This is a genomic window from Rhizobium sp. P40RR-XXII (assembly GCF_012641405.1).
Lineage (GTDB): Bacteria > Pseudomonadota > Alphaproteobacteria > Rhizobiales > Rhizobiaceae > Rhizobium.
Map to the genome: position 1 here is coordinate 117,319 of NZ_JABAII010000008.1, position 26,251 is coordinate 143,569.

At 60.6% G+C, this 26,251-nt stretch carries 28 protein-coding genes; 14 read left to right on the forward strand and 14 right to left on the reverse strand.

Annotated elements, in window-relative coordinates; translation table 11 throughout:
* Positions 1-6: 6 nt before the first annotated feature.
* From HGP16_RS17110 to HGP16_RS17130, 5 genes are all read right to left on the reverse strand, one after another.
* Positions 7-885, reverse strand: coding sequence for a GNAT family N-acetyltransferase (locus HGP16_RS17110; RefSeq protein ID WP_168841217.1), 879 nt, complete (start codon positions 883-885; stop codon positions 7-9).
* Positions 886-1,092: 207 nt separating this feature from the next.
* Positions 1,093-3,405, reverse strand: a complete 2,313-nt coding sequence (locus HGP16_RS17115; protein WP_168841218.1) for a hybrid sensor histidine kinase/response regulator — start codon at positions 3,403-3,405, stop codon at positions 1,093-1,095.
* A gap of 55 nt (positions 3,406-3,460) precedes the next feature.
* Positions 3,461-3,979, reverse strand: a complete 519-nt coding sequence (gene lspA, locus HGP16_RS17120; protein ID WP_168841219.1) for a signal peptidase II — start codon at positions 3,977-3,979, stop codon at positions 3,461-3,463.
* Positions 3,980-3,988: 9 nt separating this feature from the next.
* Positions 3,989-4,840, reverse strand: a complete 852-nt coding sequence (locus HGP16_RS17125) for a TrmH family RNA methyltransferase (protein WP_168841220.1) — start codon at positions 4,838-4,840, stop codon at positions 3,989-3,991.
* Positions 4,837-5,952, reverse strand: a complete 1,116-nt coding sequence (locus HGP16_RS17130; protein WP_168841221.1) for a class I SAM-dependent methyltransferase — start codon at positions 5,950-5,952, stop codon at positions 4,837-4,839. Before HGP16_RS17130 ends, HGP16_RS17125 begins: the two co-directional genes overlap by 4 nt.
* A 112-nt stretch (positions 5,953-6,064) precedes the next feature.
* On the opposite strand from HGP16_RS17130, the gene HGP16_RS17135 reads away from it, so the two are divergent.
* Together HGP16_RS17135 and HGP16_RS17140 are read left to right on the forward strand one after the other, a co-directional pair.
* Positions 6,065-6,517 (forward strand): carbon monoxide dehydrogenase subunit G, encoded by a 453-nt coding sequence (locus tag HGP16_RS17135; RefSeq protein ID WP_168841222.1) that lies wholly within the window; start codon positions 6,065-6,067, stop codon positions 6,515-6,517.
* 36 nt (positions 6,518-6,553) lie between these two features.
* Positions 6,554-7,012, forward strand: a complete 459-nt coding sequence (locus HGP16_RS17140; protein ID WP_168841223.1) for a GNAT family N-acetyltransferase — start codon at positions 6,554-6,556, stop codon at positions 7,010-7,012.
* Here the strand turns inward: HGP16_RS17140 and HGP16_RS17145 are convergent.
* From HGP16_RS17145 to sppA, 3 genes are all read right to left on the reverse strand, one after another.
* A complete protein-coding gene (locus tag HGP16_RS17145) occupies positions 7,004-7,336 on the reverse strand; it encodes a LapA family protein (RefSeq protein ID WP_168841224.1) in 333 nt (110 codons plus the stop codon). The two genes, HGP16_RS17140 and HGP16_RS17145, sit on opposite strands and share 9 nt — an antisense overlap.
* A 181-nt stretch (positions 7,337-7,517) precedes the next feature.
* Entirely contained in the window at positions 7,518-7,823 is a 306-nt protein-coding gene (locus HGP16_RS17150; RefSeq protein ID WP_168841225.1) for an integration host factor subunit beta, read from the reverse strand.
* 26 nt (positions 7,824-7,849) lie between these two features.
* The gene (gene sppA / locus HGP16_RS17155; protein WP_168841226.1) at positions 7,850-8,806 is read right to left on the reverse strand and encodes a signal peptide peptidase SppA; all 957 of its coding nucleotides are present in this window, start codon (positions 8,804-8,806) and stop codon (positions 7,850-7,852) included.
* Positions 8,807-9,128: 322 nt separating this feature from the next.
* Here sppA and lptC point away from each other — a divergent pair, with 322 nt between their 5' ends.
* The 6 genes from lptC to ptsN all read left to right on the forward strand — a co-directional run bounded on the left by lptC (position 9,129) and on the right by ptsN (position 14,424).
* Positions 9,129-9,815: an LPS export ABC transporter periplasmic protein LptC gene (gene lptC, locus HGP16_RS17160; RefSeq protein WP_168841227.1), complete on the forward strand. Its 687-nt coding sequence runs from the start codon at positions 9,129-9,131 to the stop codon at positions 9,813-9,815.
* Positions 9,812-10,465 (forward strand): LptA/OstA family protein, encoded by a 654-nt coding sequence (locus HGP16_RS17165; RefSeq protein ID WP_168841228.1) that lies wholly within the window; start codon positions 9,812-9,814, stop codon positions 10,463-10,465. The genes lptC and HGP16_RS17165 overlap by 4 nt, the downstream gene beginning before the upstream one ends.
* A 37-nt stretch (positions 10,466-10,502) precedes the next feature.
* Positions 10,503-11,291, forward strand: a complete 789-nt coding sequence (gene lptB / locus HGP16_RS17170) for an LPS export ABC transporter ATP-binding protein (protein WP_205926615.1) — start codon at positions 10,503-10,505, stop codon at positions 11,289-11,291.
* A gap of 195 nt (positions 11,292-11,486) precedes the next feature.
* A complete protein-coding gene (gene rpoN / locus HGP16_RS17175) occupies positions 11,487-13,046 on the forward strand; it encodes an RNA polymerase factor sigma-54 (RefSeq protein WP_168841229.1) in 1,560 nt (519 codons plus the stop codon).
* Positions 13,047-13,295: 249 nt separating this feature from the next.
* Positions 13,296-13,871, forward strand: coding sequence for a ribosome hibernation-promoting factor, HPF/YfiA family (gene hpf, locus HGP16_RS17180; RefSeq protein WP_168841230.1), 576 nt, complete (start codon positions 13,296-13,298; stop codon positions 13,869-13,871).
* An 88-nt stretch (positions 13,872-13,959) separates the two neighbouring features.
* Entirely contained in the window at positions 13,960-14,424 is a 465-nt protein-coding gene (gene ptsN / locus HGP16_RS17185) for a PTS IIA-like nitrogen regulatory protein PtsN (protein WP_113348039.1), read from the forward strand.
* A 90-nt stretch (positions 14,425-14,514) separates the two neighbouring features.
* Here ptsN and grpE read toward each other — a convergent pair whose 3' ends face one another.
* The gene (gene grpE, locus HGP16_RS17190) at positions 14,515-15,156 is read right to left on the reverse strand and encodes a nucleotide exchange factor GrpE (RefSeq protein WP_168841231.1); all 642 of its coding nucleotides are present in this window, start codon (positions 15,154-15,156) and stop codon (positions 14,515-14,517) included.
* Between the two features lie 215 nt (positions 15,157-15,371).
* Between grpE and HGP16_RS17195 the strand changes: the two genes are divergently transcribed.
* The gene (locus tag HGP16_RS17195) at positions 15,372-15,806 is read left to right on the forward strand and encodes a GFA family protein (protein ID WP_168841232.1); all 435 of its coding nucleotides are present in this window, start codon (positions 15,372-15,374) and stop codon (positions 15,804-15,806) included.
* A 23-nt stretch (positions 15,807-15,829) separates the two neighbouring features.
* Here the strand turns inward: HGP16_RS17195 and hrcA are convergent, their stop codons facing one another.
* A complete protein-coding gene (hrcA, locus tag HGP16_RS17200) occupies positions 15,830-16,918 on the reverse strand; it encodes a heat-inducible transcriptional repressor HrcA (RefSeq protein WP_168841233.1) in 1,089 nt (362 codons plus the stop codon).
* A gap of 171 nt (positions 16,919-17,089) precedes the next feature.
* On the opposite strand from hrcA, the gene rph reads away from it, so the two are divergent.
* The 4 genes from rph to hemW all read left to right on the forward strand — a co-directional run bounded on the left by rph (position 17,090) and on the right by hemW (position 20,300).
* Positions 17,090-17,806: a ribonuclease PH gene (rph, locus tag HGP16_RS17205; protein WP_168841234.1), complete on the forward strand. Its 717-nt coding sequence runs from the start codon at positions 17,090-17,092 to the stop codon at positions 17,804-17,806.
* Between the two features lie 209 nt (positions 17,807-18,015).
* The gene (locus HGP16_RS17210) at positions 18,016-18,432 is read left to right on the forward strand and encodes a VOC family protein (RefSeq protein ID WP_205926600.1); all 417 of its coding nucleotides are present in this window, start codon (positions 18,016-18,018) and stop codon (positions 18,430-18,432) included.
* Positions 18,433-18,443: 11 nt separating this feature from the next.
* Positions 18,444-19,088 (forward strand): RdgB/HAM1 family non-canonical purine NTP pyrophosphatase, encoded by a 645-nt coding sequence (gene rdgB / locus HGP16_RS17215; RefSeq protein WP_168841235.1) that lies wholly within the window; start codon positions 18,444-18,446, stop codon positions 19,086-19,088.
* A 36-nt stretch (positions 19,089-19,124) separates the two neighbouring features.
* Complete coding sequence (gene hemW / locus HGP16_RS17220; RefSeq protein WP_168841438.1) at positions 19,125-20,300, forward strand: radical SAM family heme chaperone HemW; 1,176 nt, start codon at positions 19,125-19,127, stop codon at positions 20,298-20,300.
* A 56-nt stretch (positions 20,301-20,356) separates the two neighbouring features.
* On the opposite strand, the gene HGP16_RS17225 is transcribed toward hemW, so the two are convergent.
* The gene (locus HGP16_RS17225) at positions 20,357-21,280 is read right to left on the reverse strand and encodes a DMT family transporter (protein WP_168841236.1); all 924 of its coding nucleotides are present in this window, start codon (positions 21,278-21,280) and stop codon (positions 20,357-20,359) included.
* Positions 21,281-21,436: 156 nt separating this feature from the next.
* Between HGP16_RS17225 and gcvA the strand changes: the two genes are divergently transcribed.
* Positions 21,437-22,333, forward strand: a complete 897-nt coding sequence (gene gcvA, locus HGP16_RS17230; RefSeq protein WP_205926601.1) for a transcriptional regulator GcvA — start codon at positions 21,437-21,439, stop codon at positions 22,331-22,333.
* A 240-nt stretch (positions 22,334-22,573) separates the two neighbouring features.
* On the opposite strand, the gene dnaA is transcribed toward gcvA, so the two are convergent.
* From dnaA to HGP16_RS17245, 3 genes are all read right to left on the reverse strand, one after another.
* A complete protein-coding gene (dnaA, locus tag HGP16_RS17235; protein ID WP_168841237.1) occupies positions 22,574-24,124 on the reverse strand; it encodes a chromosomal replication initiator protein DnaA in 1,551 nt (516 codons plus the stop codon).
* A gap of 873 nt (positions 24,125-24,997) precedes the next feature.
* On the reverse strand, positions 24,998-25,273 hold the full coding sequence (gene rpsT, locus HGP16_RS17240; RefSeq protein WP_132715658.1) for a 30S ribosomal protein S20: 276 nt from the start codon (positions 25,271-25,273) through the stop codon (positions 24,998-25,000).
* A 192-nt stretch (positions 25,274-25,465) separates the two neighbouring features.
* On the reverse strand, positions 25,466-26,239 hold the full coding sequence (locus HGP16_RS17245; RefSeq protein ID WP_168841238.1) for an enoyl-CoA hydratase: 774 nt from the start codon (positions 26,237-26,239) through the stop codon (positions 25,466-25,468).
* Between the last annotated feature and the right edge of the window lie 12 nt (positions 26,240-26,251).

Sequence of the window (26,251 nt, forward strand, 5' to 3'; positions counted from 1 at the left end):
TACCTATCAGCTCGCGAAGCGGCCGGCGTCCGCGCCGTAGTAATTCACGTAGCGATCCGAGATGCTGGCGATCGGCAGGACGATCAGCACGTCGGTTGTATTGAAGGCCTGATCGACCACCGCGTTCGAACCGACCATCGCGCCGAGGCGCAGATAACCCTTGATCAGCGGCGGCAGCGCCATCAGCGCCTTCTTTGGATTGACGGCTTCGACCGGCATCAAGTCCATGTTGCGGGCAAGCGACGGCAAAGCGCCGACAGTCCATTCGTCCTTGGCGACAACATTGTGATAAAGGAAGGACAAAGCCAGCGCATGCTGCTCAGGAAGGACGCCCGGGAAAGAGGCGCAACCGATCATCGCGCCCATGCCATGCTTCAGCGCATAGGCCCAATTGCCCTGCCACAGCAGCTCGACCGTGCGCTTGTTGCGATATGCCGGCAGTACGCAGGAGCGGCCGAGCTCCATGAAGCGTTTGTCCGCATGGCGCGCAAGCAGCGCGTCGATGTCGAATTCCGAAGAGGAATAGAAGCCGCCATTGGCCATGGCTACTTCCTGGCGCAGCAGGCGATAGGTGCCTACGATCTGATCTTCCGAATCGCCCTCGATCGAACGGTCCAACACCAGAAGGTGGTCGCAAATGGCGTCCCAGCTGTCGACGTCGCGCTGACGACGCATGGCGTCGGCCGGCAGTTGCGCGTTCATCTCCTCGACGAAAACGCGATAGCGGACGGCCTGAGCGGCATCGATTTCACGCGCCGTGCGGGCAAGGCGCGTTTCTAAATTTCCGATGCGTCCGAGCACATCGCTGGCAACCGGTTCAACCGTTGCCTTTGAAGACTGAACCATTTCGCCCTGAGCTTCGCGATTCAAGATTTCGATGGACATGGCGATTCTCCCCCTGCGGGCCGATATAGCGCCATAAACCAAATTCGTGCGACAGGAAAGTGACACGCAGCATTCCTAAAAGCAAGAAGTGTGCCCATTTCAATTTTGGAATGGAGGCACCGTCCCCAACTTAGCAACGGCAATTGCCTTAGGTTGAGCCATATTGCCGGCCGCTGTCGAGCATTGATGAGCCGGCTTTCGTAAGCTTTATCCGAAGACGCGCGATGATGTCTGGGCGCGCTCGAAAACCGACCTCGACAAGCCCTGCAGCGTTGCCGACAGCTTTTCAGGATCGACCGGCTTGACGATCACGGCATCGGCCCCGGCCAGCAAAGCCTGACGGCGGACCGAATCGCGGCTGTCCGCGGTCAATACGACGATCGGAAGCGGCGGCAAACCGTGCCGACGCTCGTAGGCCCGCAATTGCGCGAGCACGGCGGCACCCGAGCCGCCGGGCATATTGAGATCGGTCACCAACACCTCCGGCCGCGCCTCGACGTTTTCGACGCGAACGCGAAGGCCGTCGAAATCCTCGACGAGGCGAACCCTGTGGCCTGCCTTGGAGAGCATGGCCCGCACCAGCATCGCATTGACCGGATCATCCTCGCCAAGCAGGATATCCAGCGTGCGATCTTCCGCCTCCGGTGTCGTTATGCCGATCTCGGAGACCGCTTCGATAAAGGCATCGCGCTTTTCCATGCCCCGCATGCGGCCCCTCAGCACATCGATCAGCGACTGCTCGCGCAGCGGCCGGATGAGCCAGGCATCGAAGAGATCGAGCGGATGGGTGTTGCGCTCCTCCGGATTGACCAGGAAGATCTTGCGCAGGCCTGGCACGGCAATCGCAGTTCCCTCACTGAAGTACCAGGGCGCCATGCGGTGGTCGACAACGAGATCCGTCCATATCCCCTCCTCGCCCATCGGAAACGAGCGAAGGAGATCGTCCATGTCGCCGGCGTCGATCAGCCTGCAATGGCCGCCAAGGGTCCGGATGGTTTGCGTGATTGCCTCGCTTGCGGCCCCTTCGGGTGCCAGCAGCAGCACGCGCGATCCCTTGAGCATGATGTCGCGCCACTCATGTCCGCTCTCCCCGGCATCCAGGCCGACCGGAAAGGAAATGATGAACTCGCTGCCCTTGCCGCGCTCGCTGGCGACGCTGAGCCTGCCGCCGAATTCGCGCAGGATGCGGGCGGAAATGGCCAGGCCCAGGCCGGTGCCGGCGCTTTTTTCCACGATCGTGCCGGCCTGTTCGAACTCGCCGAAGACACGCGCCTGTTCTTCCTCGGTCATGCCGGGGCCGCTATCCCGCACCGATATCGTCAAATCCTGTTCCCGGAGATCGACACGGACAAGCACGCCACCGGCCTGGGTGAACTTCACGGCGTTGCCGATGACGTTGAACAGGATCTGGCGCAGACGGGCCGGATCGAATTCCATGCTCTCGGGGACCTTGGCCGCAACGCTCGCAGCGATTTCGATGCCCTTTTCATGGGCTCGATGGGCGAGCATCTCGATGACGCCTTCCAGCAGCGGGCGCAAAGCCTCCTTGCGCGGATGCAACTGGAAGCGGCCGACCTCGATCGTGGAGAAATCAAGCAGGTCTTCGACCAATTGCACCAGCGCATGACCCGATTGGCGAATGCCCGTCAGGTAATTTGCCTGTTCCAAGTTCAACGGCGTCTGGGCAAGCAGATGGTTCATGCCGAGAATGCCCGACAGCGGCGTGCGGATCTCATGGCTGACGGTGGCCAGAAGCCGAGACTTGGCCGCGCTGTTATATTCGGCCTTCAGCCGCGCATCCTCGCGCAGGCGGGCGATCTGCCGCTCTTCCGTCACGTCGCGCGCGATGCTCTGTATGCACAATTGCCCGGTCGTCGGGTCGCGAAACATGACATCGTGCCAAGCAAAGATGCGTCGGCCCTCGGGTGTGGCGATTTCCGCGTCCTGATGTTTTGCGTCGGTGACGGCACGGAATACGAGGCCGGCCTCTTCCAGCGTCAAGCCTTCCGGATGCGGCTTGCCGGTCAGTTTGCGGAAGGTGGCGTTGGCGTGCAGAATCCGGCGATCGATGCTGCGCGTGACTGCGATGTCGCCAAGCGCATCGTGGACGGTGGCAAGCAGGCTGGTGCTTTCCCTGTGTTCCCAAAGACGGTCGTGTTCGCTTTCGCTGAAATCGGCTGCGACAATTGCAGGCTTTTGCGATGCAGTGCGGGCATTGAAAATGCCAACGGCGGCAAGGACAAGGGCAACAAGGCCAAGAACGCCTGCGAGCGTCAGCGGACCGCCGGCAAAGCCGATCGCAAGAAGAGCGGCGCCGGTCACGAGACCACCGCCATTCAGCCAATGGCCTTCCAGCCACCATGCCTTTGCCGGCGATGGCGGCTGGCGGAGTGCATCCTGCGATGGCTCGATCGGTTTCGCAGGCGACAGCTCGCTCTCGGCCGGTCCTTCGATCGGTCCCGCATGGCCGCGGATTTCGGCTGCGGCAAGCTTTTCCCGCAGATTTGCCAGAGTGCTCATGCAATCTGGCTAACACATGCAACCTTCCCGATGCCTTCAGGGATTCGCTAGAATTTTAGGTTTTCGGCTTTTTCGGCATCAAAAGCTCATCGAGAATGACGCAGCCCGCCCCGACGGTGATGAAACTGTCGGCGAGATTGAACACCGCAAAAGACCATGTCTGCGTGTGGAAGAGGATATAGTCGATCACATGGCCATAGAGAAAGCGGTCGATCAGATTGCCGAGCGCCCCGGCAATGATCAGGGCAAAGCCCAAATGGGCAAGCCAGCGATGATCGGGCGTGCGCCACCAGAGCCACAGCACGAAGGCGACGATGACGAGCCGCATACCGACGATGAACCAGCCGTCCATGCCTGAGAGCATGGAGAACGCGACGCCGAGATTGTAGGTGCGGTAGAGCGCCAGCATCGGAATGACCGGCACCATCTCCTGCAGCGGCAGCCAGTGATCGACCATGATCTTGATGGCCTGGTCGAGGACGACCGCAACCACGATGAAGATCAGGATGGGCAGGGGCCGTGAAAACAGGGCCGGCTTCGCGGTCGACTGTCCGTGGGTCTCGCTTTCGGTCATCGGGTCTCGCTAGTTAAGTGTCAGGATATGGCGGCGGGCCTCGAACAGCATGACCGCCGTCGCAACCGCCAGATTGAGGCTGTCGGCGCGGCCGGCCTGCGGGATGCGGGCAAGCGCATCGGCCTCTTTCGCCAGGGCATCCGGCAGGCCGGACTGCTCGTTGCCCATCAGGATGACGACGGGCTTCTTCTTGTAATCGATGGTACGATAGTCCACCGCGCCAGCCAGATGGGTGGCAACAACGGAAACCTCAGCCTTCTTTTTCCAGGCCAGGAAATCTTCCGGTGTCGCCTTGACGACAGGAACGGCGAAGACCGAGCCCATGGTGGCGCGTACGGTTTCCAGCGAAAAGGGATCGGTCGTCTCACCGACGAGGATGACGCCGGAAGCGCCGGCCGCATCGGCGGTGCGGATGATCGTGCCGAGATTGCCGGGATCGCGGACGCGGTCGAGCGCTACCCAGGTTTCGCCGGCCTTCGGCTTGACGTCCCGAAGCTGCTGCCAGCGCTGCTCGAAGACGCCGACTACCATCTGCGGATTGTCGCGGCGGGTGATCGAGCCGATGACCTTTTCGCTGACCTCCAGCACCAGCCCGCCGGCCGCGACCGTCTTGGCGGCCACCTGTTCGACGAGAGGCTTGCCCTTGGCGGCCTTGGCATAGACCAGCGTGCGGATCGTCCAGCCGAGCTCGAGCGCGTCGATGACGAGCTTCAGGCCCTCGGCCAGGAACGCGCCGCTTTCCTCGCGGGACTTCTTGACCGTCAGCGCCTTGATATCCTTGACGATCGGATTGGCAAGCGAGGTAACCTCCTTGACCTGTCCGACCTTGCGCGGGCCGTCGTTACGGAAATCCTGGTTCATTTCGGCACCCAGCGGCTGAAGAGAGAGGTGGAAAGCGCCCGGCCCGGCGTGCGCCCGTCAGGGCCTGCCTCGCGAATGACGAGCTCGCCGGATTCGACGGCACCGCCGGCGCCGCGCATCGTTTCGCGCATCAGCTCGTGGATCGAATAGAAGCTGGCGCGGATGGAATAGGCCGTCAGCACGAGGCCGAGCGCCTTCGGCGACAGGATCTCGCGGCAGACATCGAGCATCAGCGGCAAATGCTCGAACAGATGCCAGACCTCGCCATTCGGGCCGCGGCCGAACTTGGGCGGGTCGGTCAAGATGATGTCGTATTTGCTGCCGCGCCGCTCCTCGCGCAGGATGAATTTCATCGCATCCTCGCAGATCCAGCGGATCGGCAGCTTTTCCATGCGGCCCAAGGCCTGGTTTTCACGCGCCCAGCCGATCGCCTTCTTCGAGGCGTCGACGTGGGTCACTTCCGCGCCCGCCGCAGCCGCCACCAGCGACGCGACACCGGTATAACCGAAGAGATTCAGGACCTTGAGCGGCCGTTTCGCCGCCTCGACCTGTTCCTTCATCCAGGCCCAGTGCACGATCTGCTCCGGGAAGACGCCGACATGGCGGAAGGCGGTGAAGCGGCCGAGAAAATCGACGCCGAGCAATTGCAGCGGCCAGGTCTCGCCGAGCGCTTCGCGCTGGAAACGCCACCGGCCCATGCCGTCCTCATCCGTATCGCCGGTGAAGATGGCGTCGGCATTGTCCCAGACATGCGGGGCAAGCGACGGCGGCCACAGTGCCTGTGCTTCCGGCCGGACGATGCGGTAGGGACCGTACTGCTCGAGCTTCAGCCCATTGCCGCTGTCGATGAGGTGAAAATCCCCGGCACCCAGCGACTCGAGGATAACCGGCACACGTTCGGCCGGTCGCTCGCCGCTTCGCGTCATCAGCGGGCGCTCGGGCGCCACATCGCGCGGCTCTGTCACCCGCTCGCCGTGATCGCGTGAAGGCTTGGCTGGCTTTGAAGCATGCGCGGGCTTTGCCGGCGGTTTGCCGGACATGTCGCGCCGGGGTCTTGCCCCAAGACCGCCGGCGGCCTTATGGCCGGGGCGGCTTTCCCTGTGTTTCACCATGCTTGTCTCAAAATTGATATGTTCGTGCAAATAGCATCTGACCGCCACTTGGCAAAGCGCTTTCCGATCTGCGATGATCCATGCACAAAATGTCACATTGGGAGGATTGCGCATGGACATGACCGGCGAGGAGCGGATCGCAGCACCCAGGGACGCGGTGTGGGCGGCGTTGAACGATCCGGAAATCCTCAAGCAATGTATTCCGGGCTGTCAAAGCCTGGAGAGGATTTCTCCGACGGAGCTGACAGCGACCGTGAAGCTGAAGATCGGCCCGGTTTCCGCCTCCTTCAATGGCGAGGTCAAGCTTTCCAACATCAATGCGCCGGAAAGCTACACGATATCGGGCGAGGGAAAGGGCGGCATCGCCGGTTTCGCCAAGGGCGGCGCCGACGTCGTCCTCAAGCAGGACGGCAACGAGACGATCCTGCAATATGAGGCGAAGGCGCAGGTCGGCGGCAAGATCGCCCAGCTCGGCTCACGACTGGTCGATTCCAGCGCCAAGAAGCTTGCTCAGCAATTTTTTGCCGATTTCACCGCTGCGATCAACGGTCAGGCCAACGCCTGATTGCCGTGGGCATATTTGGCGCCCATATAAACGATCATGACATCGAAATCCGAGACGTGGGCTGTCCGGCCGGCACGCGAACAAGACATGCAAACCCTCGCGGAGATCTATCTCCACGTCCGCCGCGGGACATTCCGATGGGTCGATCCCGGCCGCTTCAGCCTCGAGGATTTCGCCGTTCATACGAACGGCGAGCGCCTATTCGTCTGCGAAGACAAGGATGGCATGGTTGCAGGCTTTGCCGCTGTGTGGGAGCCGGACGACTTCATCCATATGCTCTATATCCTGCCGGCTTTCCAGGGACGCGGTGCCGGCAAGGCCCTGCTCACCGCCCTGCCGGATTGGCCAGCGCGCCGCTATCGGCTGAAGTGCCTGGTCAAAAACACGCACGCCATGACCTTCTATCGAAAAATCGGCTTCGAGATCATTGGCGACGGCGCGTCGCCCGAGGGCGACTATAAAGAGATGCGGCTTGACGGCAGCCCGTCATTTTGACGGAAGCTGGCCGGCGATTTCTTCCGCTCGCGTGCGATGCTTGTCGGCCTCTGCCTGCCAGCGTACCGCCTCCCGAGACTGGTTGCGGGCACGCTTGCGGTGTTTTCCCTGATTGAACCAGGTAACCGCTGCTCCGACGACCATGCCGAGGATCAGAGCGACAAACATCAGCACGAACAGAGGAGCATTCAGCGACAGAACCTGATCGTCTGGCCTGAACGGGTTGAGAGCCAGCGTCACGGTTTGCCTGTTGGCAACGCAGAATATTACGAGGATGATGCCGAGCGGCAGCAATATCAGCAGATTGACGATCTTTTTGGCCATTGCGCTGCTCCTTTATCCGCAGTCATGGATGCCCACACCCATGACGCCTCCAGCCGCAGAATAGAAAAGAGGCGGCTGAATTCAAGTGCCACCGCGTCGCGGCACAATCATGTCCAACGGCATTCCATCGCAAGATTTTCGGGCACGGCATTTTCGGGAGAGCTCGGCGCGATCGGGCCGATCAGTTGTCGTCTTCGTCGTCGCCGGCGCCCGGATTCAGGCGCTCGCGCAGCTCCTTGCCAGTCTTGAAGAAAGGGACCCATTTTTCCTCGACGAAAACCGTGTCGCCCGTGCGCGGGTTGCGACCGGAGCGCGAAGGCCGGTTCTTGACGGAAAAAGCGCCGAAGCCGCGAAGTTCAACCCGGTTTCCCGCGGCGAGCGCATCGGTGATCTCATCCAAGACGGCATTGACAATATTTTCGACGTCGCGGTGATAGAGATGCGGGTTGCGGGCGGCAACAATCTGCACCAGTTCCGACTTGATCACAGCTATCCCCTTAAATCATTGATTTATCAATTGGCTGCACCCTGCCAAACAGAAAGCAGGCCGTCAAGAAACAACTTATCGGTCATGATTTTCTGGAGACTCTCTCCTTTAATAAAATCATCATAACCGAGACGATTTAGCAACCAGGAAGCGGCACCCGGCCAAAAGAAGGACGAAGTTTTGTCTTCCGGCTTCCAATCGACGATCGGCAGGTCCTTCTTGACCTTGCGCGTCTCGAGATAGGCAAGAATTTCGTCTTCGCCGCCGAGCGTATCGATCAGCTTGTTCTGCAGCGCCTGCCGGCCGGTGAAGATGCTGCCGTCGGCAAGCTTCAATACGTCTTCACGCGGCAGCTTGCGACGATCCGCCACGAGGTCCACAAACCAGCCATAGCTGTCCATGACCATGCTGCGGATCATGCTCTTGGCCTCCTCGCTTGCCGGATGAAAGGGCGACGGCTCGGCTTTCAGCGGCGCCGACTTGATTTCGTCGAGAGAAACGCCGAGCTTGTCGAACAGATCCTTGAGTTGCGGATACTGGAAGATGACGCCGATCGACCCGGTGATCGAGGTATCGCCGGCAACGATATCGTCGCCGGCGGTCGCGATCATGTAGCCGGCCGAGGCGGCAACCGTGCGAATGTCCGATACGACGGGCTTCTTGGCGGCGACGGCGCGGATCGCCTTGAAGATGCGCTCGCCGCCATAGGTGGTCCCGCCGGTCGACGAAATCGAGACGATCAGCGCCTTGACCTGGTCATTGTCGCGGATCTTCTTCAGCCGTTCCAGGAGTTCCGGATCGTCCTGGATGAGCCCGGAAATCTTGACACGGGCTATTTGCGGACCGCGGCTGTCGGGGAGGTCTCCGGCAACGAAGCGATAGAGCGCGAAGCCGAGCCCAATAAGGAGCAAAACGGCAACAACGCGCCAAAAACCAACCTTGCGGCGCAATTGTCGCCGATCCGCGATTGCAGAACTGTCCATCACGCCTTATTTCTCCCTGCAACAAATCGAATGCACTGCCAACCGGATAATGACACCTTGAAACGGGCACAATCCTCAGAGAAAAGCGTTTCCCGTTCTCGATGTCGTCGGCGGGCGGCCGCTCTGCTGTTCATCAGATAGGACATTGCCCGACCTGATGAAACGGGCCAACGGGATATTTTTCTGCCGAAATTCGTCGGCTGCGGGAAAAAATCCATATTGGCAAGCCAGTGCAATAATGCGAAACGATCCGATGGGCTTTTTAGCGCAGCCTCGCATAGCGTGAATGCGGTTCCCGGATCAAAAAAGACGGACCTGTTGCATGCTCAATACGATCGAGACCCCCGGCGAGGCAATCCGCCCGGTGCCGGAACGGAATGTGTATAAGGACGCAATCTTCCACTCTGCGCGCGTGAAGCGGCTGAGGGTATTGCTGCCGCTTGCCGCCCTCATCGTCTCGCTCATCTTCATCACCGTCTCGTTGATCCGCGCTTATTTGCCGGCGGACATACAGATCGAGGGTGCCAGGATCGAGGACGGCAAGGTGGTCATGGAGCGTCCCGCCATCGCCGGCCGCAACAAGGACGGCATCAATTATTCCCTGCTCGCGGAGAAAGCGCTGCAGGATATCAAGAACCCGAACATGATCACGCTCAAGACCATCAAGGCATCCATGCCGGTCAATACCGACGTGATCGCCCACGTGACGGCCCAGAGCGCGGATTTCGATCGCCAGGCCGACACGCTGAAGCTGACGGAGCCCTTCGTCGTCCAGATGGACAATGGCCTGCGCGCGGAGTTCAAGACCGCGTTCCTCGATGTCAAGAAGGGCGACCTGTCCAGCCAGGATCAGGTTGCAATCCAGCGAGGCGGCATGTCGGTTGTTGCGCGTTCGCTCAAGATGACGGATAAGGGGAGCGTAATCGAATTCGACGGACAGGTTCAGATGCATATCGAACCGTCCGCACTCCACAATTCAGCTAGCGAACAGAAGCCGGGCGGTTCATGATAAAGTATTGGCCAAACTCAATTTTCAACTCCGGCCTGCGCAAAGCGGGCCTTCTTGGCGCTTTCAGCGCGCTCGCCTTCTTCGCAGCAGCAGAGGCAGGTGCGCAGTCGACGACCAGCTCCATGCCGGGCCTTGCCCTTTCCAGCGATCAGCCGATCCAGATCGAAAGCGACAAGCTGGAAATCCACGACCAGGAAAGCCAGGCCGTGTTCACCGGCAACGTCAAGGTCGTTCAGGGCACCACGACCATGCAGGCTGGCAAGATGACGGTCTTCTACAAGAAGAAGCAGCCGACAGATGCCAAGCAGGCTGACAATCCCGTCGCCAAGGTCGCCAAGGAGCAGAACCAGTCGCTGGTGTCAGGCGATGCCAACATCGACCATATTCTGGTCACCGACAAGGTTTACCTCGTTTCCGGCACGCAGACGGCAACGGCGGAGGACGGCTCCTTCGACATGGCCAACCAGCTTGCTATCCTCAAGGGCAAGAAAGTGGTTTTGACCGACGGCCCGAACGTTTTCACCGGCTGCCAGCTCACCGTGCACATGGCGACGGGCGAAGCACAGCTGGATTCCTGCGGAGGCCGCGTTCAGATCCAGCTCGATCCGAAGTCGCAGCAAGTGCAGCAGCAGCAACAAAAGAAAAATTGATACCGGCCCTCCCGTGACCACATCGACCACTTCCACTTTGCCCGGCGTGCCCGGGCCGTCTTCCGCGGCATCGGGCGCACCGGCCGCGGACAAAGCACGCTATAAGGGCACCCTGATAGCGCGCGGCCTCACCAAAACCTACGGTAGGCGGCGCGTCGTCAATGGCGTTTCGCTGGTGGTACGGCGCGGCGAAGCCGTTGGCCTGCTCGGGCCGAACGGCGCTGGCAAGACGACCTGTTTCTACATGATCACCGGTCTGGTGCCGGTCGATGAGGGTACGATCGAGATCGACGGCAACAATGTCACGTCGATGCCGATGTACCGCCGCGCGCGGCTCGGCGTTGGCTACCTGCCGCAGGAAGCTTCGATCTTTCGCGGCCTGACGGTGGAGCAAAACATCCGCGCCGTGCTCGAGGTCCATGAAAAGGACAAGACGAAGCGGGAGCGCAAGATCGACGAACTGCTGGAGGAATTCCACATTCGCAATCTGCGCACGGTGCCGGCGATCGCGCTTTCGGGCGGTGAGCGGCGGCGACTGGAAATTGCCCGCGCATTGGCGACCGATCCAACCTTCATGCTCCTCGACGAGCCTTTCGCCGGCGTCGACCCGATTTCGGTCGCCGACATCCAAAACCTGGTGCACCACCTGACGGCGCGCGGCATCGGCGTGTTGATCACTGACCACAATGTCCGCGAAACGCTCGGCCTGATAGACCGCGCCTATATCATCCATGCGGGTGAGGTGCTGACACACGGCAGGGCGAACGACATCGTCAGCAATCCTGAAGTACGCAAGCTTTATCTTGGTGATAATTTCAGCCTCTGATAGGCTGAAATTCAATTCCTTCACGCACTAATATTACCGGGCGCCGGCGCGCCCCGTAAATTTACTTTCGCTTCACAGTTCCACTTGACCAAATCCCATAAAAAAGCAATTTTTGGGCCAGTTGGAATTTCGCGAAGATTTTATTAATCGAAGACGCGGAATCCCGAGGAGTTCAAGGGGAGTCCCGCGTCCGCCATGGCATTATCGGCCAATCTTTTCCTGCGCCAAAGCCAGAGCCTGGTGATGACTCCGCAACTGATGCAATCCATTCAGTTGCTGCAGATGACCCATTTCGAGCTGAGCCAGTTCATCGCCCAGGAGGTCGAGAAAAATCCGCTGCTGGAATTTGCGTCAAATGACGAAGATCTGGGCAGCAACGGCGAACGCGAACCCAAGGACGATCCTTTCGAAGCCCAGGAAGAACCGCGCGGAGAAGATGGCTTCGAAGGCGGTGCCGGCGACCTTGCGAGCGACTGGTACGAAAACGACAATACAGGCAACGCCAAGCGGCTGAGCGACGAACTCGATACCAATTTCAACGATGTCTTTCCGGATGATGGCCCGCCGCAGCGCGCCGATGCGCCGGAGCTGCTGAGCCAGTGGAAATCCATGCCTGGTGGCGAGGCCGGCGAAAGCTACGACCTCGACGACTTCGTCGCCGGCCAGGTGTCGTTGCGCGATCATCTCAACGAACAGATCCCCTTTTCGCTGCCCGCCGTGGGCGACCGGCTGATCGCCCAGCATCTCGTCGACCAGCTTGACGACGCCGGCTACCTCCGCGCCGATCTCGGGGAAACGGCGGGGCGCTTCGGCGCTACCCCGAAAGATGTGGAGCGCGTGCTGGAGGCCCTGCAGCAACTCGATCCGCCCGGCGTCTTCGCCCGCTCTCTCAGCGAATGCCTGGCAATCCAGCTCCGGCAGAAGGATCGCTTCGACCCGGCGATGGAACGCCTCGTCCAGAACCTGGAACTGCTCGCGAGGCGCGATTTTGCTTCGATGAAACGGCTCTGCGGCGTCGATGAGGAAGACCTGCTCGACATGATGGCGGAAATCCGCCAGCTGAACCCCAAGCCCGGCAGCTGCTTCGAGACCGACATATCCGAGGCGATCATGCCCGATATCGTCGTGCGCTCTTCGGCCGACGGCAGCTGGCTGGTGGAGCTCAACCCCGATGCGCTGCCGCGCGTGCTGGTGAACCAATCCTACTTCGCCTGCGTTTCCAAGACCGGGCAGGATCACGCCTTCCTGTCGGAATGCCTGCAGAATGCCAACTGGCTGACCCGCAGCCTCGACCAGCGCGCCAAGACGATCATGAAGGTGGCAAGCGAGATCGTGCGGCAGCAGGACGCATTCCTCTTGCACGGCGTCGATCATCTGAGGCCGCTCAACCTGAAGACCGTAGCCGACGCCATCAAGATGCACGAGTCTACGGTCAGCCGCGTGACCTCTAACAAGTACATGCTGACGCCGCGCGGGCTGTTCGAGCTCAAATATTTCTTCACGGTTTCGATCAGCGCCGTCGAGGGCGGCGACAGCCATTCCGCCGAAGCCGTGCGCCACAAGATCCGCCTGATGATCACGAACGAGAGCCCGGATGCGGTGCTGTCCGACGACGATATCGTCGATACGCTGAAGAAGGGCGGGATAGAGCTTGCTCGCCGCACGGTTGCAAAGTACCGGGAGGCCATGAACATCCCCTCCTCCGTTCAACGACGCCGGGAGAAGCGGGCACTGGCCAAAGTTTCCGGTTTCTGACGACCGCCGACCGTCAACCACAGGATGCATATCTCCTAACAGTCCGTTAAGATGCAGTTGACTTTCGCATGCGGCGGGGCTAGAAGCCCGCCGCAATCGCTGCAGGACAGCAGACCATGAAACTTATCCCCACCATCCCAAAGGCGGTCGATATACGCAATTTGCCTTTGACTGCGTGAAGTGCTTGGATGAGCTTGAGGCTTGGCGTAAACTGGTACGCGCAATAACCACTACAAGAAGGGAAACTCCATGAGTGTGCGTGTCTCCGGTAAACATATGGAAATTGGTGACTCCTTCCGGCAGCGGATCGAGGACCAGATCGGTATGGCCGTGACCAAATACTTCGACGGGGGGTATTCGGGTCAGGTAACTGTACATAAGTCCAGTTCGCGCTTTGCGGCCGATTGCAAGCTTCATCTCGATAGCGGGGTCGTGCTGCATGCTGCCGGTGAAGCTATGGACCCGCAGCTTGCTTTCGATGCAGCGTCCGAGCGCATCGAGAAGCGCCTGCGCCGCTACAAACGCAAACTCAAGGACCATCAGGCCGGCAATCATGTCAACGGACAGGCGGAAGTCGCCTATACCGTCATGGATGGCGTTCCGGATGACGACGAGGAGATTGCTGCCGATTTCGCGCCGGCGATCGTCGCAGAGAGCACGAAGCAATTGAAGACCATGTCGGTGGCGACTGCCGTGATGGCACTCGACATGACCGACGAGCCGCTGCTGCTTTTCCGCAGCCCCGGCAACGAACACTTGAACATCGTCTACCGCCGACAGGACGGTAACATTGGCTGGATCGACGCCGCCAATATTAAAGGCTGAGAATAGAAGATAAGCGGCGGCTGCGCATCATCGCAGCTGGCCGCCGCTTGCCCGTCATCGGCTCTCGGCGACACGAAGGATAAAGAGAATGGCATTGGCAGATTTGCTACAGCAAGATGCGATCATCCCCGCCTTGAAGGCAAATTCCAAAAAACAACTGCTTCAGGAGCTGGCCGCCAAAGCCTCCAAGCTGACCGGATTGCCGGAGCGCGAAATTTTCGACGTTGTGCTGCAGCGCGAGCGCCTGGGCTCCACCGGAGTCGGCAACGGCATCGCCATTCCGCATGGCAAGCTTGCCAGCATCAAGTCCATCGCCGGCATTTTCGCGCGCCTTGAGGCGCCTGTCGATTTCGAGGCTCTGGACGACCAGCCCGTCGATCTCGTCTTTTTGCTGCTTGCGCCGGAAGGCGCAGGTGCAGACCACCTGAAGGCGTTGTCGCGCATTGCCCGCGTTCTGCGGGACCAGGATCTCGTCGCGAAGCTCCGCGCCACCGAATCCGCCTCAGCCATCTACGCCTTCCTCAACGAGGAGCAGGCGTCCAACGCCGCGTGACGCCCTGCGTCGCATCGGACCAAGGCCAAAATAAGAGCCGGATGATCTGACATCATCCGGCTCTTTTCATTTGCCAGTGCCTGAAAAGAATCAGGCGTCTTTTTCATCCAGCGGACTGTTGGCGCCCTGCTCGGCATTTTCCACGATCTTCGGGCCACCCTTGGCGACGCCGACCATGGCCGGGCGCAGAACGCGGTCGCCGATGGCGAAACCGGCCTGCACGACCTGAACGACGGTGTTGTTCGGTACCTCGGGATTGGGCACTTCGAACATTGCCTGGTGGAAATTGGGGTCGAACTTCTGCCCGACCGGCTCCAGCTGGCGCACGCCATGGCGCTCGAGAGCAGAGAGCATGGAACGCTCGGTCATCTCAACACCTTCGATCAGCGTCTGCAGGCCGGCATCACCGCCGGCGCGTGCTTCAGCCGGAATGGCATCCAGCGTACGGCGCAGATTGTCCGCCACCGAAAGCATGTCGCGGGCGAAGCTTGCCACGGAATAGGACTTTGCATCCTTTACATCGCGCTCGGTGCGGCGACGCAGGTTGTCCATCTCGGCAGCGAGGCGCAGATAGCGATCACGCAGTTCGCCGTTCTCGGCCTTCAGCAGCTCAACCGGATCCGGCTGAGACGGCTCGGCCGCATCAACGGCTTCGGCTGCGTCCTGCGCGAAATCCGCTGACGTGTCGGCCGCCGTGGCGTCAGGTCCGGTTTTTGTTGTTTCGTCGGTCATGACGGTCTCCGAATTGCTTGGTCTTTGGATGTGCCCGATATCGAGGTTTGGCCGGAAAAAATCAAGGCTTTGTCGAGAAGAACAGCCAATTCGCAGCTATGTGTCGACAGCAATGTGCTCCCCCGCCCCTGAATGCCGTTCGAGACATCGACTGTTCAGCCCTCCTCCCCGGTGGTATGTTGAAACGCAGCTGAGCACAGCGTGGGGTGAGATCAATGTCTAATGGCAAATCCCTTTCAGGCAAGTGTTTCTGTGGGGCAGTGGAAATTGCAGTCGACGGCGAGCCAATGGCAATGGGCTACTGTCATTGCGACTCCTGCCGCGAATGGTCGGCGGGACCGGTCAATGCCTTTTCGCTCTGGCCGCCGCAGGCCGTTCACGTCACCAGGGGTGCGGACAAGATCGGCAGCTACCAGAAAACCGAGAAGAGCGTGCGCAAGTGGTGCACGGTCTGCGGCGGTCATCTGCTGACCGAACATCCGCCGTGGGGCGTAACCGATGTCTACGCCGGCGTCCTGCCCGGCCTCGATTTCCAGCCGGCACTGCACGTCAATTATGAAACGACGGTGCTGCACCTGAGCGACGGGCTGCCGAAGCAGAAGGACGTTCCGGCTGAGATGGGCGGATCGGGAATGCTGCTTCCCGATTGAGCGCCGCCGTCAGATCCGTCTCGTCAAATCCCTGGCCGCGTCAGCCGCGAAATCAGTTGCGCCGTATAATCGACCATGGGCACGATGCGGGCATAGTTCAGCCGCGTCGGACCGATGACGCCGACCGCGCCGACGATACGATCGTCGTCGTCGCGATAGGGCGCAACGATCAGCGAGGAGCCGGACAGCGAAAAGAGCTTGTTTTCCGAGCCGATGAAGATGCGCACGCCCGGCCCGCTTTCGGCGAGGTTGAGGATCTCGATAAGGCTGTCCTTCTTTTCGAGGTCGTCGAAAAGAAGGCGCAGACGATCCAGATCCTCGACGCCGCCGATCTCGGCGAGCAGATTGGAATGCCCTCGCACGATGAGCTGCGTCGGCTTGCCATCGTCATCGCCACCGGACCAGACGGCAATGCCGCGCTCGACCAGCTGATGGGACAGGCTGTCCAGCTCCTGGCGCACGCTCTGCTTGAGGCTCTGCAATTGCCGCCGCAATTCCGGCAGCGTCTGGCCGGTCATATGCGCATTGAGGAAGTTGGCAGCTTCCGTCAGTTGCGATGACGTCGTGCCGGCCGGCAGTTCGATGATGCGGTTTTCGACCTGATCGTGATCGCCGACGAGCACGGCAAGCGCCTTGGTCGGTTCAAGCCGAATGAACTCCACATGCTTGAGCACCGGGTCGCTCTTGGCGGTGATCACTAGGCCGGCGCCGCGCGAAATGCCCGACAGCACCCGGCTTGCCTCCGACATCATCGATTCCATCGGCTGATCGCGATTGCTGCCGCGCACCTGCCGGTCGATGTTGGCCCGATCCTCGGCGGAGAGATCGCCGACCTGCATGAAGGCATCGACGAAGAAGCGCAGCCCCACCTGCGTCGGCAACCGGCCGGCGCTCACATGCGGCGAATAGATGAGCCCGAGCTCTTCCAGATCGCTCATGACATTGCGCACCGAGGCCGGCGACAGGGACATGGGCAACAGGCGAGACAGATTGCGCGAACCAAGGGGTTCGCCGTTTTCCAGATAGCCTTCGACGATGCGACGGAAGATTTCCTTGGAGCGTTCGTCCAGTGCGGCAATGACATCCGAGACCGATGATGTCGTGAATACCATTTCGCTGTCAAATCCATTCCGTTGAGCCTTATGCAAAATATAATCATTCAGTTAGCAATGGCAAAAGGGAAAATGCGACTGGGAATGCAGACGGGCGTCGCAACCTGCTTTTCCTTTGCAAAAGCGGCCTGTGGGTCGTAGAAGCGGTCAACGAACATTCAGGAGAGTGGAATGCGGCCTTCAGGCAGAAAAACCGACCAGATGCGTAAGGTGTCGTTCGAGCGCAATTTTTCCAAGCATGCGGAAGGCTCGTGCCTGGTCAAGTTCGGCGATACGCATGTGCTCTGCACGGCAAGCCTGGAAGACAAGACGCCGCCATGGCTGCGCAACAGCGGCAAGGGCTGGGTCACGGCCGAATACGGCATGCTGCCGCGCGCGACCGGCGAGCGCATGAAGCGCGAAGCCGCTGCCGGCAAGCAGGGCGGCCGCACGCAGGAAATCCAGCGCCTCATCGGCCGGTCGCTACGCGCCGTCGTCGATCTCAAGGAACTGGGCGAACGTCAGATCACCGTCGACTGCGACGTCATCCAGGCGGATGGCGGCACGCGCACGGCGTCGATCACCGGCGGCTGGATCGCGCTTTACGACTGCCTGAAGTGGATGGAAAGCCGCAACATGGTGAAGGTCGAGCGTGTGCTGAAGGATCACATCGCCGCCATCTCCTGCGGCATCTTCGCCGGTCAACCTGTCATCGACCTCGACTATCTCGAGGATTCCTCGGCCGAAACCGACGCCAATTTCGTCATGACGGGCAAGGGCGGCATCGTCGAGATCCAGGGAACCGCCGAGGGCGCGCCCTTCAGCGAAGAAGAATTCGCCACTCTGATGCATCTTGCCAAGACCGGCATCGCCGAACTGGTGGAGCTGCAGAAGCAGGCCATCGCCTGAGGATATCAACGAATGTGGAGCGTGCAGCTTGCCCTTCATCCGGCCCCTGAGTTTATCGAAGGGCGGCCACCTCCTTCCCGTCTCGGCGGCGAGAAGAGGCAAGACGCACCTTCCGTCACCTCTCTTCATCATGCGGGAATCGGAGGACGATCGAGATTGAGGTCGTCTCCCCGCCTGCGGGGAGAGGGTTAGGGTGAGGGGCTAATCGGTTGAGCAAGGCGATACTCGTAGGCATATTGGAAACCGCGCTTTACGCGGACGATCTCGATGCCGCCGAAGCTTTCTATGGCGGCATACTCGGACTGCAGAAGATTTCGCGTGGCGGCAATCGCCACGTTTTCTATCGCTGCGGGCCGGGCGTGCTGCTCATTTTCAATAGCGAAGAGACCGTCAAGCCGCATGAGCCGGGCGCCCTGCCCGTGCCGCCGCATGGCACCAAGGGGCACGGGCACGTTTGTTTCCGCCTCGACAACGACGAGATCGAAGCGATGACGCGAAAGCTGCAAGCGGCCGGTGTCGATATCGAAGCCGATTTCCACTGGCCGAATGGCGGCCGTTCGATCTATTTCCGCGATCCGGCCGGCAACAGCCTGGAATGCGCCGAACCCCGCATCTGGGGGCTATGACAGGACAGCACATGCGCAAGCTCGATACCAAGACCATCGTCGTCGCCAGCCACAATGCCGGCAAGATCCAGGAAATTCGCGATCTCATCGGCCCGCTCGGCTTTACCGCCAAATCCGCCGCCGATCTCAACTTCATCGAACCGGACGAGACAGGCACCACCTTCGAGGAAAATGCGACGATCAAGGCGCTTGCCTCCGCCAATGCTTCCGGTCTGCCGGCGCTCTCGGACGATTCCGGCCTGGTCATCGATGCACTCGGCGGCGATCCCGGCGTCTATACGGCCAACTGGGCGGAAAGGCCTGACGGCACGCGCGACTTCGCCATGGCGATGCAAAAAGTCGAGACCGCACTCGAGAAGGTCGGTGCCACATCGCCGGAGAGCCGTACGGCGCGTTTCGTCAGCGTACTTTGCCTTGCCTGGCCTGATGGGCATACCGAGCTTTTCCGCGGCGAAGTGGAAGGCAACGTCGTCTGGCCGCCGCGCGGCACGCAGGGCTTCGGCTACGATCCGATCTTCCAGCCGCAGGGATACGAGACCACATTCGGCGAGATGAGCAGCGACCAGAAACATGGCTGGAAGCATGGCGATCAGCATGCACTGTCGCATCGCGCCCGCGCTTTCAAGACCTTTGTCGAAACCTGCCTGGAGGCGTAAGCTAACCCCGTGGAAATCGTGGACACACAGGACCTGATGCGCGGGGCGCAATTACTGCCCGATACCGGTGAACCCGGTTTCGGCGTCTATGTGCATTGGCCCTTCTGCGCGGCCAAGTGTCCCTACTGCGATTTCAATAGCCATGTCCGCCACCAGCCTGTGGATCAGGAGCGCTTCGCGGCCGCCTTCCTGAAGGAAATGGCGACGATGCGGATGATCAGCGGCCCGAAGACGGTCACCAGCGTCTTCCTCGGCGGCGGCACGCCTTCGCTGATGAAGCCGGAAACCGTTGCCGCGATCCTGGAGGGCATCGCCAAGGCCTGGCACGTGCCCGATGGTATCGAGATCACCATGGAAGCCAATCCGTCGAGCGTCGAAGCGGAGCGCTTTCGCGGCTATCGCGCCGCCGGCGTCAATCGCGTGTCGATGGGCGTGCAGGCACTGAACGACCGCGACCTGAAATTCCTGGGCCGTCTGCACAATGTCGAGGATGCGCTGAAGGCGATCAAGTTGGCGCGCGAGATTTTTCCGCGCATGTCCTTCGATCTCATCTATGCCCGCCCGAACCAGACCGTCGAGGAATGGGAGCGCGAGCTGAAGGAGGCGATGTCCTACGCGGTCGATCACCTCTCACTCTATCAATTGACCATCGAAGAAGGGACGCCCTTCTATGGCCTCCACAAGGCCGGCAAATTGATCGTGCCGGACGGAGATCAATCGGCGCTGCTCTACGAGGCGACACAGGAGATCACCGAGCGCGAGGGCATGCCGGCCTACGAGGTCTCCAATCATGCCCGTCCGGGCGCCGAGAGCAGGCACAATCTCACCTATTGGCGCTATGGCGACTATGCCGGGATCGGTCCCGGCGCCCATGGCCGCTTGACCCGCGGACCACAGAAGCTGGCGACGGCGACCGAGCGCAAACCGGAGAGCTGGCTTGAGATGGTCGAGCGCGACGGCCACGGCATGATCGATCAGGAAATGCTTGGGTTCGACGAACAGGCCGACGAATTGCTGCTGATGGGCCTGCGGCTCAGGGAGGGCGTCGATCTCGCCCGCTGGCAGCAACTTTCCGGCCGCGATCCCGATCCGCAGCGCGAGGCGTTTTTACTGGAACACGGCTTCATCGAGCGGATCGGCAATTCCCGCCTGCGCTGCACACCGGCGGGAATGCTGGTTCTCGATTCGGTGGTCGCCGATCTCGCTTGCTAGTTACGTCCCTTTTGAATGAGTGGTCTCAACGCTTGCCGAGATCACCCCACCCGGCACTACGTGCCGACCCTCCTCCTCAAGGGGAGGGTAAGCAGGCGCCCATCGATTGCCGCAAGGCCGACCGCGATCAGTGCCATGCCGATGAAATGCTTCGGCTGCAGGCTCTCGCCGAGGACAAGCGCGCCGAGCAGGATGGCACTGACGGGAATGAGGAAAGTCACCAGCATCAGGTTGGTGGCGCCGGCGGCCGCGAGGATGCGGAAGAACAATACATAGGCGATGGCGGTCGACAGGAGCGCCAGGCCGGCGAGCGCCAGCCAGATTTCGGTCGATGGAATTGCGAGCGTCCAGGGGCGGTCGACAAAGAGCGCGATCGGCAGAAGCAATATGGCCGAGCCGGTGACCTGACCGGCGGCCGGAATGATGGGCGCCAGCCCCATGCGGCGGAAACGACGCCCGAATATGCCGGCCAGCGAGTAGCTGAAGGCGGCACCCAGCACGGCAAGCTGCGCCAGCACGTTAGAGCCTAGGCTTGCAAGCACCGAAGGGCCGATCATCAGGGCGACGCCGGCAAAGCCGACGATGACCCCGATCAGGCGATTGCCGGTCATCTTCTCATCCTCGGTCAGGAAATGGGCGACGACGACAGCAAAGAGCGGCGTGGTGGCATTGAGGATCGAGGCGAGGCCGCTGGCAATATGAGTCTGGCCCCAGACGATCAGCAGGAATGGGATGACATTGTTGAGGAAGCCCATGCCGAAGAAGGCGAGCCAAGTTTCACGGTCTCTCGGCATGGAATGTCCGGTTGCACGTACAATGACATGCAAGGCAATGGCGGCGAGCGCGACACGCGCGGCAACGATGGTAAAGGGCGGCAGTTCATGCACCAGAATGCCGTTGAACAGGAAGGAGCCGCCCCAAAGGATGGATAGGCCCACCAACATGCTCCATTCGACTGCGCCCATGGTTTTCTGCAGCATGAGATTATCTCCAGCATGTTCCAATTGAGTTTTACTTGTCGATTGATGGTCTCGACATGATTGCTAACCATCCGTATTATCGCAATAATACTCGCGGTATCGAGGCTTGAGCAAACGAGTCTTTCTCGGATCATGATTTAGCTGAACTCAATCATCATGGATCAATTGCCATCCCTTTCGGCGCTCCGCGCCTTCGAAGCGTCCGCCCGGCATCTCAGCATGACGCTGGCGGCGAACGAACTGCATGTGACGCCGGGAGCCGTCAGCCTGCAGATCCGCGATCTCGAAAGCGCACTCGGCGTGCGTCTTTTCGAGCGGCGGACGCGCAGCCTCGCATTGACGAGCGACGGCGCGGAATATTTCGCGACCATGCGCACAGCCTTCCGCCTCATTCGCGAGGCGACCGCGACGCTGACAATGCGCTCGAAGGATACGGTGCTGACCGTCACCTGTACCGCCGGCTTTGCCACGCACTGGCTGGTGCCGCGGCTGCGGCGGTTCGAGGAGGCGCACCCGGATATCGACCTGCGCATCAGCGCCTCGCACCGCATGATGGATTTCCAACGGGATGGAATAGATATCGCCATTCGTCACGGTCTCGGCGGGTATGAGGGACTGGCAAGCGAAAGGCTGCTGGATGACGAATATGTGCCGGTCTGTACGCCCGAGACGGCAGCGACGCTTGGTCCTTCTCCCACGGTCGACGATCTCGCAAATCTGACGCTGATCCACGATGTCTATCGGCGGGACTGGGAGCTCTGGCTGCAGGCCGCCGGTGCGACACGCGTCAATGCCATGCATGGACCGGTCTTTACCGACGGCGCGGGTGCCTATCACGCCATGAAGGCAGGCCTCGGCATTGCGCTGATGCGCCGGTCCTTCGTGGAGCAGGAACTGGCTGAAGGCACGCTCGTTGCGCCCTTCCCGATCGGACTTGCGAGCGCGCTTGCCTATCACCTCGTCTATCCCACCGGCGCACTGGAGCGGCCGGCGATTGCGGTCTTGCGATCCTGGCTGTTTTCGGAAGTGTCTCGCACGGCGCCGCCGGCGTGAAACGGCACACGCTTTCGCAGGACATAGAGCGGTTCAGCTTTTCACGGATCTCCTGAGCCGCTCTATTCCTTTGTTTTCCCGCGATTCCGGACGGAAAACCGCTGCGCACTTTTCCTGGAATTGCTCTAGCGATTCCGGTTGGATTGCGGCCTGCCGCTCGCAGCGGCAGGACAAAGACTTACAAAAGAAACGGCCGGCGGTTAGGCCGGCCGTGAAACACGGAGTGAAGGCTGCCCGCGCCTACTCGTTGATGAGGCGCTTCAGCAGCTCGATTTCATGCGACAGCTTGCTGTCGCCGGAAATCAGTTCCTCGATCTTGCGCACGGCGTGCAGCACGGTCGTATGATCGCGACCACCGAAACGGCGGCCGATTTCCGGGAAGGAACGCGGCGTCAGGGTCTTCGACAGATACATGGCGATCTGGCGCGGCTTGACGATGACGCGCGTGCGGCGGTTCGAAACCAGCTCCTGGCGCGAGACATTATAGTGGCGGGCCACGATGCGCTGGATGTCCTCGATGCGGACGCGGCGCGGCTCACCGGAGCCGACCAGATGTGCCAGCAATTCGTCGACGCGCTCGACCGTCAGGTTCGGCTCGAAGGAGCGGCGGAAGATCAGCTGGTTGAAGGCTCCTTCCAGCTCGCGGCCGCTTGCCGTGACATTACGGGCGACATGCGAAAGAAGCTCGGCCGGGATTTCCAGCGACGGATCGTCCTGACGGGCAGCATCAAGGCGGCGCTTGAGGATCTCAAGGCGCATTTCATAGTCCGGTGCCTCGACTTCGATGGCAACACCGCCCTGCAGGCGCGACCGCACGCGCGGGTCGAGCGATTCCAGCTCCCAGGGCGCGCGATCGGCGGCAACGACGACCTGCTTGGCGCTGTCGAGCAGCATGTTCAAGAGATGGCAGAACTCGTGCTGGATCATCTTGCCCTGCAAGAACTGCATGTCGTCGATGATGAGCAGATCGATATTGCGCAGCGAATCCTTCAGCGTCAGTGCATCATTGTCACGGATCGCGGTGGCGAAGCGCCACATGAAATATTCCGCCGTCAGATAGACGACACGCAGGCCGCGCGGGTTCTGCACGGCGGCATTGGCGATCGCCTGAAGAAGGTGCGTCTTGCCGAGACCGACCGTCGCATGGACGAAGAGCGGGTTGAAGCGCACGGCGCCCGTACCGGCTTCGGCGATGGTCTTTGCAGCAGCAAGGCCGACGCGGTTCGAGCTGCCTTCGACGAAGGTGTCGAAGGTGAAGCGGGAATCGAGCGGAGAGCCAAACAGCGGCGTACCTGCCATTGCGGGCCGCGCGGCAGCAGCCGCATTCACCGCCTGTGCCACTGCATGGCCGGCCGGCTGCGCGGTGGGACGGCGGATCGGCGCCACAGCCGCTTGATCCGGCATCGCGGGCTGCTCGTCGGCGATGGGCTTTATGCCCTGCCGCGTCGCGGTGCGGACCAGAATTTCGACTTTCAGGATCTCGGCATCCTCAGCCTTGAACAGGCCGGTGATCAAATCGAGATAACGATTGTTGATCCACGACTTCAGAAAGGTCGTCGGAACTGTGAGACGAACGACGCTCTTCGATACCGAATGGAGCTTAAGTCGTGCAAACCAGCTGGCGTAGACATCGGGTCCGACCTGGGCCTTCAAGCGCGCGCTGACGCGCTCGAACAGATTATTTTGCGCCACGTCACCCTTTTCCCCCGCCGCCTCTAAGCAAACCGCACCGAACGTCTGCGCATTGTCCCCATTCTCCAATGCGCCCCTCGTCCTCGTATGTATCTGCATTATAATTGCCGCCTTCCACAGTCTCTTATAGGGCGGGAGAGCAATGCACCGCCGCCCCTAGGTTCTTCGCCATAGCATGACAATCGCGCCCGTTGTCCCAAGCCGCGCCGCATACCGGTTCATCAGCCATGCCCGACCAACGGGCACTACAGAAACACTGTGGCGAAAACCGCTCTTGAAGCAGCCTTCGTCTAGGCATCTGCATATGGAGCGTCAATCGGCCCTCGTATTCCGACCGGCTGCCCCGATGGCTGTCAATTTTTCTCCCCTCCCCGCAGCCACGCCACTAACTCAGGCTGCAAAGGACAGACAAGCTTCCTCGTTCCGCAAGCGTTGCAGCTTCCAGCTTTAACTCGTCAACTGTTTGAAAAAACGGAGCTGAACTGCTCCGTCACAAGAGACAAAACCACCCACGCCGCCTAAATGACGGTGTTTGCCGAAGCCGTTTAAGGTGAAATCCGCGCCCCTTGTTGAAATGCATTTAGGCAGGATCACGGGCAGATATCAACGATGAATTTTACACAAAATTAAGAGCCGGCCATTGACTCCGGAGGCCATTTTTGACTGTCACAAGCCCTTCAAAAAAGAATCGCTGTTGAATCAAAGAGATTCCCGACAAACGCGATTCCCACAGCTTTCAAAACAAAAAAAATAAAAAATCCCTTGACTCACTTGTGAGCCGGCAATGCGTCATGCAGATCACCCAGCGCTGAGATATCCTGCTGTAAGCCCTTGTTTTAAAAGGCGTATTTCTGTCACGCCAATGACATGATCGGCCGGTCGTTTTTGGCAATACGGCAATTTTTTGGCCAAACTCAAAAAGCCCGGCACAAGGCCGGGCTCAAGTCTAACGACGGAATCGTTAAGAGAAAGTTACGCGGTCGGGGCCGAAAGGGCCTTCACACGCTTAGCAAGACGCGAAACCTTGCGGGAAGCCGTATTGGCGTGAAGCACGCCCTTCTTTGCCGCGCGAGCCAGTTCCGGCTGGGCAGCGACGAAGGCTGTCTTTGCGCGATCTGCGTCACCCGATGCGATGGCTTCTTCGACCTGGCGAACGAACGTGCGAACGCGCGAGCGACGAGCCTTGTTGACATCGGTGCGGCGGGCGATCTTGCGGGTCGCTTTTTTCGCCGAGGTAGTATTGGCCATGTATGCCTCTCTTAGAATTCGAACAAAACTCCATCGTTGCAGCGCGGGCCCTGCGGCCACCTCATCCAGCAATGCGGGAGCAATTGCGGAAAACCAGAGCGGCTTTCCAAACTGTGGCGGGCATATAGCCGGAATGAGCCCCGGCGTCAACGCGGATTCTCGCCAAACCCGCGCATTTCCGAAATCACGGCCTCACCGGTTCTTGAACTCCGGCTTGCGCTTCTCGATGAAGGCGGCCATGCCTTCCTTCTGGTCCTCCGTGGCGAACAGGCTATGGAACAGGCGGCGCTCGAAGCGCAACCCCTCCTCGAGGGTGGTTTCCAAGGCGCGGTTGACCGCTTCCTTGGCCATGAGCACGGACGGACGGGAATGGGAGGCAATCTTGGCGGCGGCGGCCATTGCCTCGTCCAAGAGCTTGTCGGCCGGCACGACGCGCGCCACCAGGCCCGAACGCTCGGCTTCAGCCGCATCCATCATCCGGCCCGTCAGCACCAGATCCATAGCCTTTGCCCTGCCGATGGCGCGGGTCAGCCGCTGCGAACCGCCCATGCCCGGGATAACGCCGAGGGTGATTTCCGGCTGGCCGAACTTGGCGGTCTCGGCGGCAATGATGAAATCGCACATCATGGCCAGCTCGCAGCCGCCGCCGAGCGCAAAGCCGCCGACAGCCGCGATGACTGGCTTGCGGGCGTTGGCGATATCAGCCCAGCCGCCGAAGAAATCATTCTTGTAGGCGTCGACGAAACCAAGCGACTGCATTTCCTTGATATCGGCACCGGCGGCGAAGGCCTTTTCCGAACCGGTCAGCACGATCGCGCCGATGGCATCATCCTCGTGAAAGGCGGCATAGGCTTGCTTCAGCTCGGTGAGCACGGTGGAATTCAGCGCGTTCAGCGCCTGTGGCCGATTGAGCCTGATAAGGCCGACAGCCCCATGAGTTTCGACGATGAGGGTTTCGTAAGCCATCTGTCTCTCCCT